Source organism: Klebsiella sp. EMBS2024 (assembly GCF_036233805.1).
Taxonomy (GTDB): Bacteria; Pseudomonadota; Gammaproteobacteria; order Enterobacterales; family Enterobacteriaceae; genus Klebsiella; species Klebsiella pneumoniae.
The window spans coordinates 1,312,136-1,326,958 of sequence record NZ_JAZARW010000001.1; the positions used below are offsets into that span (position 1 = coordinate 1,312,136).

Consider the following 14,823-nt stretch of genomic DNA (forward strand, 5'->3'; position numbering starts at 1 on the left):
TAAATACCCCCATGCGTAACGCCCCGATCGCCATTTCGACGTAAGCCAGGTGCTGATTTCTGAGCTGCGCGAGCTGGTGAAAAAAGATCTCGCCGCTGCGATCAATTAATCCTGCCTGCGCCATCCGCTCAGGATCGCGCGGCATGGAAAAATGCCGCCGTTTACCGGCGGCTATTGCTTATTTTGCGCTACCCTGGTTTTTTTCCAGCCGGGCGAAATACTCCGGTGCAAACGGGCGCGGATCGACGTCGGCAAACGGCGCGCGCTCAAAGTGCGATTTCAGCGCCCAGGGGACCGTGCAGTCAAAAATGGTCTTGCAGCTGATGCCATTTCCACGGATCGACGGGCTGTATTCCGGCGTCTGGGACGGATCCAGCTGGTGACCGCGAATGCCGGGGATTGTCGTAATGCTGACGTCCCCCTGCATGCGGGTGGTCATCGCCCACAGGATATCGTCGCTGTCAAAGATGTCGACATCTTCATCAACCAGAATAATATTTTTTAGTTCGGAATAGGTCGCCAGCGCCAGCAGCGCGGCCTGCCCCTGCCGGCCTTCATCGGCGGGTTGACGTTTTTTCACCTGCAGGATCCCGAGGAACTTACCGCCACCCGCGGTGTGGGCGTAGACATTTTGTAAAAAGCCCGGAATGGCGGCCTCGACGGCATTCCAGATACTGGCTTCCGTTGGCAGGCCGGCGAGGGTGGTATGCTCTTCCCCCGGTCCCACCAGGGTCTGCAGAATCGCATTGTTTCGCATGGTCACTGCTTTGACTTTGATTACCGGCAGCGACGGATTAGCGCAGCCGCAGTAGCCAGGAAATTCCGGCATCGCGTGGCCGCTATTGGTGTGCTGATCCTCTCTGACGCGCACGCCGGGCAACAGCTCACCTTCGATAACGATCTCGGCGCGGGCGATGGCTTTCTCCGGGACGCTGACGCCCTGAACCAGCTCCACCGGACGTTGACGCAGCGCGCCGGCGACGCCCAGCTCGTTATAGCCGAACGGCGTGGTAGGGGCTTCGAAGCAGGCGCCAATATAGATGGCCGGATCGAGACCCATATTGATGGTTATCGGCAGCGGTTTGCCTGCGGCCTCGGCCTTCTGGCGAAACACTTCGATATGGCGGCCGGCGGCAAGAAACATCGACAGCTCATCCCGGCCCTGGACGCACAAGCGGTGGATGGTGACGTCGGTCAGCGAGGCGTCGTCGGGATCGCTGGCCAGCGCCAGGCCCAGGCAGAAGAAGGGGCCGGCGTCGATAGGGGTGTTGGTGGGCGCCGGAAGCAGGGTGCGCAAATCAAAATCCGGATCGTCGGCCAGAAAGATCTGTTCCTGGCAGGGGGCGCTGCTGGCCGGGACGACCACCGGCGCGACCGGTTTTTTCACTGCCTTACCCACTTCAAGGGCCAGCTGCGAGGCTTCGCAGCCCAGCAGCAGCGCGGCCCGCTGGCGGCTGGCGTGCATACCCACCAGAATGCGCGAGTGTGGATAACCCTTAATATTGTTAAACATCATCGCCGGCCCGATGCGGGTGGGGCGCTTCACGGTGCCGCCCGCGCCGATATGGCGATAAACACCGGCCAGCTCGGCGTTAGGGTCAACCGGATGATCGGTTTCGAGATACTGATTGTCATGCTGTTGCAGCAGCGCGATGGCGTCGCGCAGATCCTGAATCGGTGCGGTCATGATGTTCTCCTTAGCGTATCGATGCGCACAGTATGCTTCGCAGGCTAATGGTTATCAATTGCATCATTTATGCTTTATTGATAAGCTTTTTCTTATCAATTTGTAGGGAGGAGTCCGACCATGTCCTTGCGAGCGTTACGCCATTTTGTGGTCGTTGCCGAAGAGTTGCATATGCACCGGGCGGCGGAGCGGTTACATATCGCCCAGCCCGCCCTCAGTCAGCAGATTAAGCAGCTTGAGCAGCGCCTGTGCGTGGTGCTCTTTTCCCGCGCTAACCGCCGTCTGACTCTGACCGCCGCGGGCGAGGCCTTTTTACACAAGACGCGGCTGGCGCTGGAAATGGCCGATCAGGCGGTGCTGGACGCCCAGCGCATCGCGCGGGGCGAGCAGGGGAGGCTGCATTTGGGGTATGTCTCCAGCGCGATGTACGACAGTAAACTGCCGGGGCTCCTGCGCCGGCTGCGCGCCGACTGGCCGGGGATTGAGCTGTCGCTGGTGCAGGGGGATGTGCAAATGCTCTACGAAGCGCTGTTGGATCTGCGTCTGGATATCGCCATCATCCGCGCGCCGCTGGCCTCGCCGCCGGACGCGCTGGTGGTCAGGCCGTTTGTACGTGAAAAGCTCTGCCTGGCGCTCTATCAACAGCATCCGCTGGCCGGCGTGGGCGCGCTTAATCTGGCCTCATTGCGCACTGACAACTGGATCTCGCTTGACGATCCGCAGGGCACCGGACTGGAGCAGGTTTTTATGGATGCCTGTCGCGTCGCGGGCTTTACGCCGCAGGTGGCGCAGCGGATTAACGACGTTACCTCGATGATTAGCCTGGTCTCCGCCGGGGTGGGAGTGGCGTTGGTTCCGCTCTCGGCGCGGGCCTTACGCCTTGATAACGTGGTGTATACCGATCTCCAGGATCGGCTGGCGGAGAGTGAGCTGAGCATGGTTTACCACCGCCATATTCGTTCGGCAGTGGTAAGGAAAGTTATCTCGCTGCTTAATACCGCTGAGCGATAGTCCCGGTTAGCTGGTCTTCAGGCGGCCAAAGCTGACAATCCTTGAACGGCCCAGCTCTTTCGCCCGGTACAGCGCGGCATCCGCCGCGCGCAGCAGACTATCGCTTTGGGTGTGCTGCGGGTAGCTGGCGATGCCAATCGACACATCCACCTGGCCTATCTCGGTCAGACCATCACGCAGCGTCATATTGCGCACCTGGGTGTAGATCTCGCTGGCGCACTGGTGCGCCCCGGCTTCGTCAATCCCGGGGAGCAGCACTAAAAACTCCTCGCCCCCGTAGCGGAAAGCCATGCCGATATCGCGCACCGCGCGCTGCACAATGGTCGCAACGCTCTTAATCACCAGATCCCCAGCCTCATGGCCATAGCGATCATTGATGGTTTTAAAATGATCGATGTCGATCATCAGACAGCTCAGCGGAGTATGGGTATGGACCGCCAGCGCCATCTGCGAATGCAGCGCTTCGTCAAGATGATGGCGGTTACGCAGGCCGGTCAGGGAATCGAACAGCGCTTTTTCCAGCAGGGCGCTGCGCAAACGCTGATTGGCCAGCGCCAGGCCCAACGCTTCCGCCATCAGCTCGAGATAGGCCCGGGAAGGAGCGTCACTGGCGGTGACGTTCTGGAAGGTCAGCAGGCCAATGGCTTCGCCCTGGGCGATGAGCGGTACGCAGAGCGACTGGCCGGCGTGCGTCTCCGGCAGATGATAGCAGGTGATATCGGGCTCGCCCTGCACCGGCGGATGGCTGAGTCCCCGCCGTATCGCCCAGCAGTCGTCGGGAGAAAAGGGCGTCGTCTCACCGGCGGGCGACAGCCACTGCGCCACGCAGCGCATCTGCCAGGGGTCGGTATCCAGAACATACAGTTTACCGGGGATCGTCGGGGCGATATTCGGCGCAAACCGCTCCGCCACCTTAATCACATCCTCAATGGTTTCACAGCCCTGCAGCCGCTGAGTCATACGCGCCAGCAGCTCGCGGATCGCCCAGTCGGCGTCGCGCTGTTGCTCCAGCCGCTGACGGGCCAGGCCGTTCTCGCGAAAAATGCGGATCGCCTGAGCCATGTCACCAATCTCATCCACCTGGGTAAAGTGCGGCGTCTCTACCGCATAATCCTGGGAGGCGAGACGCTGGACCACATCGCTCAGGCGAACCACCGGGTAGAGCACCCGGCGTTTGAGAATGAAGCCGAGGACGAACAAAAACATCAGGGCGGTCAGGCCGACCATGATTTCCGACAGCGTACGCCAGATCCGCGAGCGCTCGGTGGCCTGGTCGATAGCGACGGCGGCGCGATGCTCAAGCATCTGGCGGAAGCGATCGATCTGCGTCTGCATGCGCTCCAGTTCAGTCTCGTACGCGGTGCCGTACAGCACCGCGATGGCCGCTGGCGCATCGCCGCGAGCGACATGCGCCAGGGCCGCCTGCTGTTCATCCTGTAGCTCATTGGCGATCCGCAGGCCATCCTGGAGCAGCGCCAGCTCCTCGCGGCTGGCGCCGTTATCTTTCAGGCCGCCCAGCCGCTGCTCTATGCTCTTGTCGGTCTGCTGCAGCTGCTGATATTGCGTAAGCGTCTCCGGCGAAGGCTTTATCACGTACAGCCGGGCGAGGTCAGACAGCGCCCAGGCGTCGTTTTCCACCTCGTCGGAGAGGGTATCAAAGACCTGGCGCTGCTGTACCGCCTGGCGTTCGACGCGGTCGGCGCTGGAGGCCATGAGCATAGCGCTCCCGGAAGCCAGCGTCAGGCCAACGGTGATCCCGTAAGCCCAGTTAGTGATGGTGGCGATTCTCACCGTGAATTTCCTTGCATGCAGATGAAGCTGTTTTGATTATAGAACTCCGCCCCCGCCACGACGGCGGCCCGCTTCAGAGGCGGCGCTCGCTATGCAGAGGGGCAAGGGTCTGAAGAATGATGGCGTGTAGCGTTTCCGCATGGTGGCGCAAAACGAGGAAGACATCGCTATCCAGAGCGCCATTTATAACATCCGCTTCCATAATCTGTAAGGCTTCCTGCCAGGCCATCCCTTTACGATAAGGGCGATCTTCGGTCAGCGCGGTGAAAATATCGGCGATGGAGATAATCCGGTCGGCGAGGGTCAGGTGCTCCTTTTCGAGATGCAGAGGGTAGCCGCTGCCGTCCATTTTTTCATGATGATTCGAGGCCCAGTTAATGATATCGCCGAGCTCGCTATAGTCGCTGAGAAGTTCGCCGGTCATGTAACTGTGCTCCCGCACCTGACTCAGCTCCTCATCATCCAGCTCGCCCTCTTTTTCGAGAATGGAGAGTGGGATATAGACCTTGCCAATATCGTGTAGATAGCCGGCTATCTGTATTTGCTGGCAGGTGGGCTCCGGCAGCTGCATCCAGCGGGCAAGCTGGCGGGCGATTTCCCCCACCATGATGCTATGGGTGGCGGTAAAGCTGCTGTAGGTGTCGACGATTTTGGCAATCAGCAGGCAGACATCCTTCAGACCGTGAATATCCAGATAGCGCGTGTTGATGGGGCCAATAATCTCCAGCAGCCGCTGAATATGGCCGGGGTGAAGGTGCTGCCAGAAGTTCGCATTTTCAGCGACCTCGCACAGGATATCGCAGAGCGGCGGATCGATCTCCCGATGCAAAGCGACGAACTGTTCCACCACCGCCCGCGTGGGCCAGGCGGCAACGTGGCTATCGGCCGGCAGCAGCCGTTCAAAGGCATCAGCGAAATAGACAATGTGCTGTTCGCGGGAGCCCCGGTGGTTCGGGCTAAAATGGTGATCGCGAATAAAGGGAACGATGGGCTGGAAGGTCGCTAATCCCTCCAGCATCGCCACACCCTGGCGCTGATGCGGGTCGTGGATATTATCGATAGCATCCAGCGAATGAATGGTGCGTTTATCCCCCAGCACGCCGATATCGTGCAGCAGCGCGGCGCAAAAAATGGTCTGCTGCCGTTCGTCAGGCAGTTCCAGCCTTTGCGCCAGCGTCAGGGCGATTAAGGCCGTTCGTTGCATATGCCGGTGCAGTTCAGGGTTAATGATCTGGATGACTCTGGTGGTCAGCATCAGGGCCGACTTCAGGGCAATACGCATCTCTGTTCTCCGTTCGCGTGACCTGGCGGGCAAAAATGCTCTCGCCGGTGACGGAAGTGTCGATAATCTGATCGCAATGCGTGTTGTGTGTTGCTGAACAGGTAAATCCTCAGAATGTTTTGGTTCATAGCTCTGCCCGTTTCAGATCCAGTGGTGCACCAGAGTTGGGCGATATCGTCCTAAGAACCTTATTATTGTCTGATAGTTAACCATTTCCCCCCCAGAAAAGAAATGAATTCTGGCAAGCCCTTTGCATTAAGCAAGCGTAAGTTTGATTAATGTCTATGAAGGGAGTGACCTGTATGAATTTTAGAGCATTACTTGCCATTGCGTTATTGACGATGAGCAGCCTGGCGTTTAGCGAGACGCGTCTTCCGCATATTGTTATTTTAGCCACCGGCGGAACGATTGCTGGTTCGGCGGCCAGCAATACCCAAACAACCGGCTATAAAGCCGGGGCGCTTGGGGTGCAGACGCTGATTAACGCCGTGCCGGAAATGAGTAAAATCGCTCACGTCGAGGGCGAGCAGGTGGCGAATATTGGCAGTGAGAATATGACCAGCGATATTATTCTCCAGCTCTCGAAGCGGGTAAATGCGCTATTGGCCCGGGACGATGTCGATGGCGTGGTGATCACCCATGGTACGGACACGCTGGATGAAACCCCGTATTTCCTCAATCTGACGGTGAAAAGCAACAAGCCGGTGGTCTTTACCGCGGCGATGCGCCCGGCGACGGCGATCAGCGCCGACGGGCCGATGAACCTGCTGGAAGCGGTCACGGTCGCTGCCGATCCTGATGCCCGGGGACGCGGGGTAATGGTGGTGCTTAACGACCGCATCGGCGCGGCGCGCTTTGTCACCAAAACTAATGCCACTTCGCTGGATACCTTCCGGGCGCCCGAGGAGGGCTATCTTGGTGTCGTGGTGGGCGGAAAACCCCAGTTCGAGACGCGGGTGGATAAAATTCACACGCTGCGCTCGGTGTTCGATGTGCGTCAGCTGAAGGTTCTGCCGAAGGTGGTGATTATTTATGGTTACCAGGACGATCCGGAGTATATGTACGATGCGGCGATCGCCCATCATGCCGACGGTATTATCTACGCCGGAACCGGGGCGGGGTCGGTGTCGGTACGTAGCGCCGCCGGTATCAAAAAAGCGCAGCAGGCGGGCATCGTGGTGGTGCGAGCCTCCCGTACCGGCAGCGGCGTCGTACCGCCGGATGACAGCCAGCCCGGGCTGGTGGCCGACTCCCTCAACCCGGCAAAAGCGCGTATACTGCTGATGACCGCGCTGACGCAGACTAAAGATCCGCAGCTGATTCAGCAATATTTCCATACCTACTGATCCTCTGCGGCGAGGGCGTTGTTCACACCCTCGCCGTGCTTTCTTCTCAATGACCTGGCTTCCATGCAAATCGATGGCGAATGATTACCCATCATTCACTCCACCTGTGTTTCCCACGAGGCGTAAAGAAATATTTTTTATTGTCCGGCGGGCACAGTATTTCAATGCACCGCGCTTATTTTAAAAGCAGGTTTAAATAAGTCTATTCTTAATTGTTGTCTTAAAGTCGTTTTAATCTTTCTTATGCTGACGGATTAAAAAAGATGCATTTCGCAGTGGGACGCGTTTAATACTCGCTTTGACAGACTACGATGCATCCCAACGCGGTCAGGCCGCCGATCGCGCGGCTCAGCGGACGCCTGCCACCGGCGGCCAGGGCCGCACTGCGGCAGCTTTCGGTTGTTTTCGTTAGTAAAGCTGATGATTAGCGTGAAAATGATATGCATGATGAATATATTAAGCGTGGTTCAAGATTTAACTTTACATTTAGTAACATATGTGCCGCAATTATGTTTTTTTGTCAGCTTGCTGTTTTTTACTTGCCGGAGGGAATTTCAGCGGATTAGTATTGTCGAACTTGCTGTACGTACCGCCTAATGATGATAAATGGATTCTGTTTTCCTTAAGCGTTACCACATAATTAATGTTTACAGGAAAAATCATGGCCTGCGTATTTAATAAACAACTTTTACACCCGCGTAACTGGCTGACCTGGTTCGGGCTCGGCATCCTCTGGTTAATCGTGCAACTGCCTTATCCGCTGCTGCATTTTATCGGCACCAGCGCTGGTCGCCTTTCCCGTCGCTTTCTTAAACGCCGCGAACATATCGCCCGGCGTAATATCGAACTCTGCTTCCCGGACATGTCGCCAGCGGCGCGCGAGACGCTGATCGATCAAAACTTTATGTCGCTGGGAATGGGGCTTATCGAAACCGGCATGGCCTGGTTCTGGAGCGACGAGCGGGTCAAAAAATGGTTTGATGTCGAGGGGTTCGCCAACCTTAATCACGCGCTTAGCGGTGGGAAAGGGGTAATGGTCGTCGGCGTGCACTTTATGTCGCTGGAGCTGGGCGGCCGCGCGATGGGGCTGTGTCGGCCAATGATGGCCACCTACCGGCCGCACAACAGCCCGCTGATGGAGTGGGTGCAAACCCGCGGTCGCCTGCGTTCGAACAAAGCGATGATCGATCGCAACAACCTGACCGGTCTGGTGCATGCCTTAAAATCCGGTGAAGCGGTGTGGTTCGCGCCCGATCAGGATTACGGTCCCAAGGGCAGCGTCTTTGCACCTTTTTTCTCCGTCCCGCAGGCGGCGACCACCAACGGCACCTATGTCCTGTCCCGCTTATCGGGCGCGAAAATGTTGAGCATCAGCATGGTACGTAAGCTGGATCGCCGGGGCTATAGCCTGCATATCAGCGAGGTGATGAATGACTATCCGGGTGAGGATAAGCAGATCGCCGCCGGCTATATCAACAAGGTTATTGAGCGCGAGATCCTGCGCGCTCCCGAGCAGTATCTGTGGGTACACCGTCGTTTTAAAACCCGCCCGCTGGGCGAACCTTCCGTCTATTAACCTTCCCGCACAGGCTGCGCTTTCAAAATCCCGACAGTTGGGGTAACGTGAGCCGGATCATGTTTTAGTCGTGCGCGAAGGAGTGCAGAGTGTTCGCTGAGTTTGGTGTTCTGAATTATTTAACCTATCTGGTCGGGGCGGTGTTTATCATCCTCGTTCCTGGCCCTAATACGTTTTTCGTGCTGAAAACGGGCATTGCCCACGGGGTGAAGAAAGGCTATCTGGCGGCGGCGGGCGTCTTTATTGGCGACGCAGTGCTGATGTTTCTGGCATTCGCCGGGGTGGCGACGCTGATTAAAACCACGCCGGTGTTGTTTAACGTCGTGCGCTACCTCGGGGCAATTTACCTGCTGTGGCTCGGGGGCAAAATGCTCTATGCGGTGCTGACCCAGCGCGACGGCCAGTCCGACGCCAGCGCGGAGCCGGCGAGCGCGATCCTCAAGCGCTCTCTGACCCTGAGCCTGACCAATCCGAAAGCGATTCTGTTCTATGTGTCGTTTTTCGTGCAGTTTATCGATGTCAACGCCAAAACCCCCGGCGTGGCGTTCTTTATCCTGGCGCTGACCCTCGAGGTGATTAGCTTCTGCTATATGAGCTTTTTGATCCTCTCCGGCTCGTTTGTCACCCGCTACGTCAAAACCCGCAAGAAGCTGGCTAAACTTGGCAACAGCCTGATTGGTCTGGTTTTCGTCGGGTTCGCCGCGCGCCTGGCTACCCTGCAGTCCTGATCCCCACGGGCCGGTTACCCGCTGACCGGCCCGCCGTCTCTTATTCTGCCCTGTAACAAAAACCCTTCATTTTTTATTGCATTGGTGTTACATATACAGCCGTTTATCGCTCAGCAAAAAGGAAGCCCCGATGATTCTGCAAAAACTCCTCAGCAATAAAAACTGCAAAAAATACTGTCTGTCGCTCGCGGTGGTGTTTGCTATCGCGCTGGCGGTAGTGGGGCGGGCGACCTTCGGGGGCGTGGTGAGCGAGTACAATATGCCGTACTCAGAGTGGACGACGTCCATGTTCTTCCTGCAGGGGGCGATGGTGACGGTTTACAGCATTGTCTTTACCGCGCTCTTCGCTATCCCCCTCGGCTTTATTTTCCTCGGCGCCGATCGTCAGGATTAAGCGTCAACGGGCGAACCGCGGTTCGCCCGGTCTTATCGGCTTATCAACAGCGTGAAGCATTAGTCGTCGTCATGATAGTGATGATGGTGGTGGTGGCGATGGGGGTGATATCCATCGTCAATAATGCATCCCGATAACAGCGTGCACAGCGCAATAATCAACGGTAACACGATCGGTTTTTTCATCCTTACTTCTCCCGCTATTCTTATTCCCCGGGGCCGAGAATGCCGCGGCGGATAACGTGAGTGTAAAGGGTTAACTTATTGATGGGATAGGATAAATCCGCAATATCGCCGCGGCGATCACCACCAGCCAAACTGGGTGCCGGCCACCGCCACGATGGCGACAACCAGCATGATAATGGTGCTTTTTTTCATTATGCCCCACCCGGCGCCGCATAGCCGCCGACAAAAAACCAGCCGAGAAAGACGACGGCGATGATAAAGATCGCCACCGGGAAAAGAATACCCAATTTCATGATTGTGTCCCTGTACCCACGAATGATGCCCTGCATGATACTGGATATCGCGGTACTTTAGTCAATATGAATGAAATTCTCCTGGCGGCGGGACTTCTTATCCTGGTACATCGCCTCATCGGCAGCGCGTAAGGCCGCTTCAACATCGATACTCTGCGGATCGCAGGTGACCACCCCGAAGCTAGCGCCCTCATAGTCGATACGCTGTTCGCCGAGGAAGTAGACGCCGCACAGAGCCTGACGCAGAGACGTGACATACGCCTGCTGTGCGGCAGGCTGCTGGGCGCTACCGACGATCAAAAACTCATCGCCGCCAAGGCGGCCAACGANATCTTCCCGGCGCGCGACAGCGGTGAGTCGTTTGCCGACCTGCACCAGAAAGCTGTCGCCGCACGGATGGCCGAACCGATCGTTAATGGCTTTGAAACCATCGAGATCGATAAAAATAAGCGAGACCTGCTGCTGCTGGGCGCGGGCGGAGGCAAAGCGTAACGCCAGCTGCTTAAACAGCGCGCGGCGATTGGGAAGCTGGGTGAGCTCATCGGTAGACGAGTGCAGCTCCAGCGCGACGTTTGCCGCCTGCAGCTGTTGCACCAGGGTGTCTTTTTCCACGTAGTGGGAAATGAGCTTCGCAAACAGGCCCATGACCTGTTCGCCTTCGAGGTTATAAGGCTGTTGTTGCCGGCTGGTGGCGCAGAGGGTGCCGAACAGAGAGCCGTCGGCCAGGCGGACGGGAATGCTTAAAAAAGTAGCGATTCCCAGCTCCTGGGCGGCGATGCAGGAGTGCCAGCGGTTGGCAACGTCATTGCTAAACGTACACTGATCCTCAAGGGCGCGTTTGCACAGGGATTCATCCCAGGGGACGGAAAATCCTTCCGGGATCTGCATTTCGCTGCTGTTGTGGGCGAACATGATCTGCTGCCGCTGGGCGTTGGTATCAATGCGGGTGAGGTAGGTGGACTCCATTCGCGTTACCGCCTCCAGCATCTCCAGCAGCTGGCGCACCAGGGTTTCCAGGGACTGTTCCGCAGCGAGGGTTTGCGACACCCGGGCAAGAATAAAATCTGACATGAATAATACAGCTCCAGCACGCCAAACGTCACCCCAGCATATTGGGCTGCAAACGGACATCAGCGTCAAATAAACAGTGATATTTTTAAATTTATCACATCTGTCTGGGGAATACTTGTCCACGCGGTGGGAAAAAAAGCCCCGTCGGGGGCGACGGGGAAAAACTCATTGATTATGGAATGATCTGTTCTCTGGTCAGTTCGAGAACAGGGCTACTCTACGGGGGAAAAGTGCAGGCAAGATGGAGAAAACGTGGAGATTCAGGCTAAAATCCCCGGGCATTCAGGAAAGGGAGGAACAATGAAAAAGCTACTGGCTATTCTGCCACTGGTATTAGCCGGCTGTGCCCAGCCGCAGCCCACTGCGCCGACGAAAACCATCGGCATGCCCAACCCCGCGGCGGTATACTGTCAGCAATCCGGCGGCACCCGGGTGCCGGTGCAAACGCCGCAGGGCGTCAGCACCCAGTGCAAACTACCCAGCGGCGAAACCCTCGACGAGTGGGCGCTGTGGCGCCGGGATCATCCGGCTAAATCGTAACCGGCAGGGCCGCCAGCCAGGCGGCCAACACCCGGGCATGATTCTGCTCGGTGTTCTTCGCAGCGTACAGCAGCGTCAGCGGCTGGCGTTGCGCCNGCGCCGCCNGCCGCAGGCCCGTTTCGCGATGGGCGTCGAGCTCCTGACGATAGCGCNGGCTGAAGTGGGCGAAATCGATCGCCTCGCCGTGAAAGGCTTTGCGCAGCTCAGCGGAAGGCGTTAACTCCTTACACCACTCATCACAGGCCAGCGCCTCTTTTTTAATCCCCCGCGGCCAGAGACGGTCGACCAGCACCCGATAGCCGTCGCTGCTTTCCTGCGGGTCATACACCCGTTTACACTGAATCATCATCCTGCTCCTTCTGTGCCATCCAGGCGAGCAACTGCGGGATTTGCCCGTTGGAAAATACCGTGATGCCGTGGGCGCGGAGTAGGTCGGCGGCCACGCCGGCGCCCGCTTTGCGCCGTCCGCGAAAGGAACCGTCATAGACAAACTGGCTGCCGCAGGTAGGGCTGCCGTCGGTGAGTAACGCTGCCTGACAGCCCGCTTCCCGGGCGGCGCTGAGGGCCAGCCAGGCGGCCAGCTGATAATGTCCGGTGACGTCGCGGCCGTCGCTTTCCACGATCCGCGCCCGTCCGGCAAGCACATCGCCGCCCGTGCCGCCGAGGATCTCCGCCGGCAGTCGGGGCGTAGGCAGACCGGCCGCCAGCTCCGGGCAGTGGATCACCAGCCGCCCCGCCTGCTGCCAGCGGGACAGCGTCGCCGCCAGCTGTGCCTTCTCACTACCGTTATACCGCACCTGGAATCCCATCAGGCAGGCGCTGACCAAAAGCTTATTTTTCATTCTCTCTCCCTTACGCGCTTTTTCCAGTATACCTCACCCGTCGGCCACGGCGGTGGGGTGAAAATAAGGATTGTGTTCNACAGGCGGGATCGCTATTCTGACGTGCCTTGTGCTGTCCGTCTCGTCCAGACATAAGGAACCTGCTATGAAAATCCCTTTACGCCTCGCCCTTGTCGGCGATTATCACCCCGATATTGTTGCCCATCAGGCCATTCCCCTGGCGATAGACGATGCCGCCGCCGTGCTGGAGCAGCCGGTGAAATATGACTGGCTCGCCACCCCGTCGATCGCCTCCGGCGAGGCGCTGGCGGAGTACGATGCCATCTGGGTCGTTCCCGGCAGCCCGTATCGTCACCCGGAAGGCGCGTTTACCGCGATCCGCTATGCCCGGGAAAACAGCATTCCTTTCCTCGGCACCTGCGGCGGCTTTCAGCACGCGGTGATTGAATACGCCCGCAACGTGCTCGGCTGGCAGGACGCCGGACATGCGGAAACCGACAGCGAAGGGCGGATGGTGATCGCTCCCCTCAGCTGCTCGCTGGTGGAGACCTCTGCCGTCGTCGAGCTGCGGGCGAATACGCTGATTGCCCGCGCCTATGGCCGGGAGAGCATTGAAGAGGGCTACCACTGCCGGTACGGCGTGAGCAGCGCGTTTGCGGCGGAGCTGGAGCAGGGCGATCTGCGCGTCACCGGCTGGGATGAAGAGGGTGAGATCCGCGCCGTCGAGCTGGTGACGCACCCGTTTTTTGTCGCCACCTTGTTCCAGCATGAGCGTCACGCGCTGGACGGGCGTCCCGCGCCGCTGGTGCAGGCGTTTCTTCGCGCCGCGGCACAATAATTCCACCGGCAGCGGGCGCTGCCGGTCATCTTCAGGGGTGAATTTCCCGGTCACGTCCGGCGAGCGCGCCGCAGACCGCCATCACCAGCGAAATCAGCGCCACCGCCAGCAGCGGAATATGCCAGTCGCCATTGACATCATGGATCCTGCCCATCAGCGGCGGCCCGCAGGCGGCCAGCAGATAGCCGACGCTCTGCGCCATCCCTGACAGCGCCGCGGCCTGATGCGCCGAGCTGGCGCGCAGGCCGATAAACGTCAGGCCGAGGATCATGGTGGCTCCGGAGCCAAAGCCGAACAGCAGCGTCCAGCCGATCGCCAGCTCAGGCAACAGCCACAGCCCGGCGGCGCTGATGGCGCACATCAGGGCGACCAGCACCGCGATCCCGCGCTGGTCGCGCAGCCGATGCAGGATCAGCGGTATCGCCAGGCCGGGCGCGGCGGTCGCCAGCTGCAGCAGGCCATGCAGCGAGCCGGCCTGCGCTTCGCTATAGCCCATACTCTGCAGAATCGACGGCAGCCAGCCGATAATCACGTAATAGACCAGCGAGTTGATGCCGAGGAACAGCGTCACCTGCCAGGCCAGCGCCGACCGCCAGATCCCCCGGTTATGCATAGCGCCTGAGCCGGTCAATGGCGTCTCCGCCCGGCGCCGGGACTGCGGCAGCCAGCTGAGGAGCGCCAGTAGCGGGAAGACCATCAGCAGCAGCAGCGCCCCGCGCCAGCCGAATCCGGCCATCGCCACGGGGACCACCAGCGCGGAACCAAGCGCCGCCGCGCCGCCCATCGTCAGGGAATAGGCGCCGGTCATCCGCGCGACATGTTGCGAGAAATCCCGTTTAATCAGCCCGGGCAGCAGCACGTTACCCAGCGCAATGCCGCAGCCGATTACCGCCGTGCCGATAAACAGCAGCGCAGCGGAGGGCAGGGAGCGCAGGGCAATGCCGGCGCAGATCAGCAGCATCGCCAGCAGCAGGCTGCGTTCCATGCCGAACCGGCGGGCAACCCCTGCCGCCAGCGGCGAGACAAGGCCAAAGGCCAGCAGCGGCAGGGTAGTGAGCAGCCCGGTCTGCGCGGTGGTCAGGCCATAGTCGCTACGAATCGCGTCCAGCAGCGGCGCCGCGCCGGTAAAGACCACGCGCAGGGTGGTGGCGATGAGCAGGATACCGGCAATCAGCAGCGCGGGGCGGCGGCCGGTAGGGGAGATCACAGAAGACATATCATTCTCAAGGTAACTAACGA

General features: G+C 59.0%; 18 protein-coding genes. 7 read left to right on the forward strand and 11 right to left on the reverse strand.

Annotated features, from left to right (window positions below; translation table 11 throughout):
* A partial coding sequence (locus tag VZP09_RS05895; RefSeq protein WP_328795464.1) for a hypothetical protein occupies positions 1–145 on the reverse strand: 145 nt, incomplete at its 3' end.
* Between the two features lie 33 nt (positions 146–178).
* Positions 179–1,687 carry a UbiD family decarboxylase gene (locus VZP09_RS05900; RefSeq protein ID WP_228366603.1) on the reverse strand — a complete coding sequence of 503 codons (1,509 nt, stop codon included), beginning with the start codon at positions 1,685–1,687 and terminating at the stop codon, positions 179–181.
* Between the two features lie 120 nt (positions 1,688–1,807).
* On the opposite strand from VZP09_RS05900, the gene VZP09_RS05905 reads away from it, so the two are divergent.
* Positions 1,808–2,698, forward strand: coding sequence for a LysR substrate-binding domain-containing protein (locus tag VZP09_RS05905; RefSeq protein WP_032438571.1), 891 nt, complete (start codon positions 1,808–1,810; stop codon positions 2,696–2,698).
* A gap of 6 nt (positions 2,699–2,704) precedes the next feature.
* Here the strand turns inward: VZP09_RS05905 and VZP09_RS05910 are convergent, their stop codons facing one another.
* Complete coding sequence (locus VZP09_RS05910; RefSeq protein WP_004213090.1) at positions 2,705–4,489, reverse strand: sensor domain-containing diguanylate cyclase; 1,785 nt, start codon at positions 4,487–4,489, stop codon at positions 2,705–2,707.
* 73 nt (positions 4,490–4,562) lie between these two features.
* Positions 4,563–5,771: an HD-GYP domain-containing protein gene (locus VZP09_RS05915; protein WP_004140494.1), complete on the reverse strand. Its 1,209-nt coding sequence runs from the start codon at positions 5,769–5,771 to the stop codon at positions 4,563–4,565.
* Between the two features lie 302 nt (positions 5,772–6,073).
* Here VZP09_RS05915 and fraE point away from each other — a divergent pair, with 302 nt between their 5' ends.
* From fraE to VZP09_RS05935, 4 genes are all read left to right on the forward strand, one after another.
* A complete protein-coding gene (fraE, locus tag VZP09_RS05920) occupies positions 6,074–7,117 on the forward strand; it encodes a fructose-asparagine asparaginase (protein WP_004179363.1) in 1,044 nt (347 codons plus the stop codon).
* A gap of 661 nt (positions 7,118–7,778) precedes the next feature.
* A complete protein-coding gene (gene lpxP, locus VZP09_RS05925) occupies positions 7,779–8,693 on the forward strand; it encodes a kdo(2)-lipid IV(A) palmitoleoyltransferase (RefSeq protein ID WP_004148038.1) in 915 nt (304 codons plus the stop codon).
* Positions 8,694–8,782: 89 nt separating this feature from the next.
* Positions 8,783–9,421 carry a leucine efflux protein LeuE gene (leuE, locus tag VZP09_RS05930; protein ID WP_004150783.1) on the forward strand — a complete coding sequence of 213 codons (639 nt, stop codon included), beginning with the start codon at positions 8,783–8,785 and terminating at the stop codon, positions 9,419–9,421.
* 130 nt (positions 9,422–9,551) lie between these two features.
* Entirely contained in the window at positions 9,552–9,815 is a 264-nt protein-coding gene (locus tag VZP09_RS05935; RefSeq protein ID WP_004140489.1) for a DUF2534 family protein, read from the forward strand.
* Positions 9,816–9,874: 59 nt separating this feature from the next.
* Here the strand turns inward: VZP09_RS05935 and VZP09_RS05940 are convergent, their stop codons facing one another.
* From VZP09_RS05940 to VZP09_RS05950, 4 genes are all read right to left on the reverse strand, one after another.
* Complete coding sequence (locus VZP09_RS05940; RefSeq protein ID WP_004140488.1) at positions 9,875–10,000, reverse strand: hypothetical protein; 126 nt, start codon at positions 9,998–10,000, stop codon at positions 9,875–9,877.
* Between the two features lie 117 nt (positions 10,001–10,117).
* Positions 10,118–10,192: a protein YoaJ gene (gene yoaJ / locus VZP09_RS24830; RefSeq protein WP_004213093.1), complete on the reverse strand. Its 75-nt coding sequence runs from the start codon at positions 10,190–10,192 to the stop codon at positions 10,118–10,120.
* Positions 10,192–10,293, reverse strand: coding sequence for a YoaK family small membrane protein (locus VZP09_RS05945; protein ID WP_004150782.1), 102 nt, complete (start codon positions 10,291–10,293; stop codon positions 10,192–10,194). Before VZP09_RS05945 ends, yoaJ begins: the two co-directional genes overlap by 1 nt.
* A 57-nt stretch (positions 10,294–10,350) precedes the next feature.
* On the reverse strand, positions 10,351–11,364 hold the full coding sequence (locus tag VZP09_RS05950) for a sensor domain-containing diguanylate cyclase (protein ID WP_253607474.1): 1,014 nt from the start codon (positions 11,362–11,364) through the stop codon (positions 10,351–10,353).
* 300 nt (positions 11,365–11,664) lie between these two features.
* On the opposite strand from VZP09_RS05950, the gene VZP09_RS05955 reads away from it, so the two are divergent.
* The gene (locus VZP09_RS05955; protein ID WP_004176548.1) at positions 11,665–11,904 is read left to right on the forward strand and encodes a putative hemolysin; all 240 of its coding nucleotides are present in this window, start codon (positions 11,665–11,667) and stop codon (positions 11,902–11,904) included.
* On the opposite strand, the gene VZP09_RS05960 is transcribed toward VZP09_RS05955, so the two are convergent.
* Both VZP09_RS05960 and VZP09_RS05965 read right to left on the reverse strand, forming a co-directional pair.
* Positions 11,894–12,250 (reverse strand): DUF488 domain-containing protein, encoded by a 357-nt coding sequence (locus tag VZP09_RS05960; RefSeq protein WP_442910124.1) that lies wholly within the window; start codon positions 12,248–12,250, stop codon positions 11,894–11,896. The two genes, VZP09_RS05955 and VZP09_RS05960, sit on opposite strands and share 11 nt — an antisense overlap.
* Positions 12,237–12,746, reverse strand: coding sequence for a DUF523 domain-containing protein (locus tag VZP09_RS05965; RefSeq protein WP_069339193.1), 510 nt, complete (start codon positions 12,744–12,746; stop codon positions 12,237–12,239). The genes VZP09_RS05960 and VZP09_RS05965 overlap by 14 nt, the downstream gene beginning before the upstream one ends.
* A 145-nt stretch (positions 12,747–12,891) precedes the next feature.
* On the opposite strand from VZP09_RS05965, the gene VZP09_RS05970 reads away from it, so the two are divergent.
* Positions 12,892–13,584, forward strand: a complete 693-nt coding sequence (locus tag VZP09_RS05970) for a CTP synthase C-terminal region-related (seleno)protein (RefSeq protein ID WP_004224192.1) — start codon at positions 12,892–12,894, stop codon at positions 13,582–13,584.
* Between the two features lie 31 nt (positions 13,585–13,615).
* Here the strand turns inward: VZP09_RS05970 and VZP09_RS05975 are convergent, their stop codons facing one another.
* Complete coding sequence (locus VZP09_RS05975) at positions 13,616–14,791, reverse strand: CynX/NimT family MFS transporter (protein ID WP_074376151.1); 1,176 nt, start codon at positions 14,789–14,791, stop codon at positions 13,616–13,618.
* Positions 14,792–14,823: the final 32 nt, after the last annotated feature.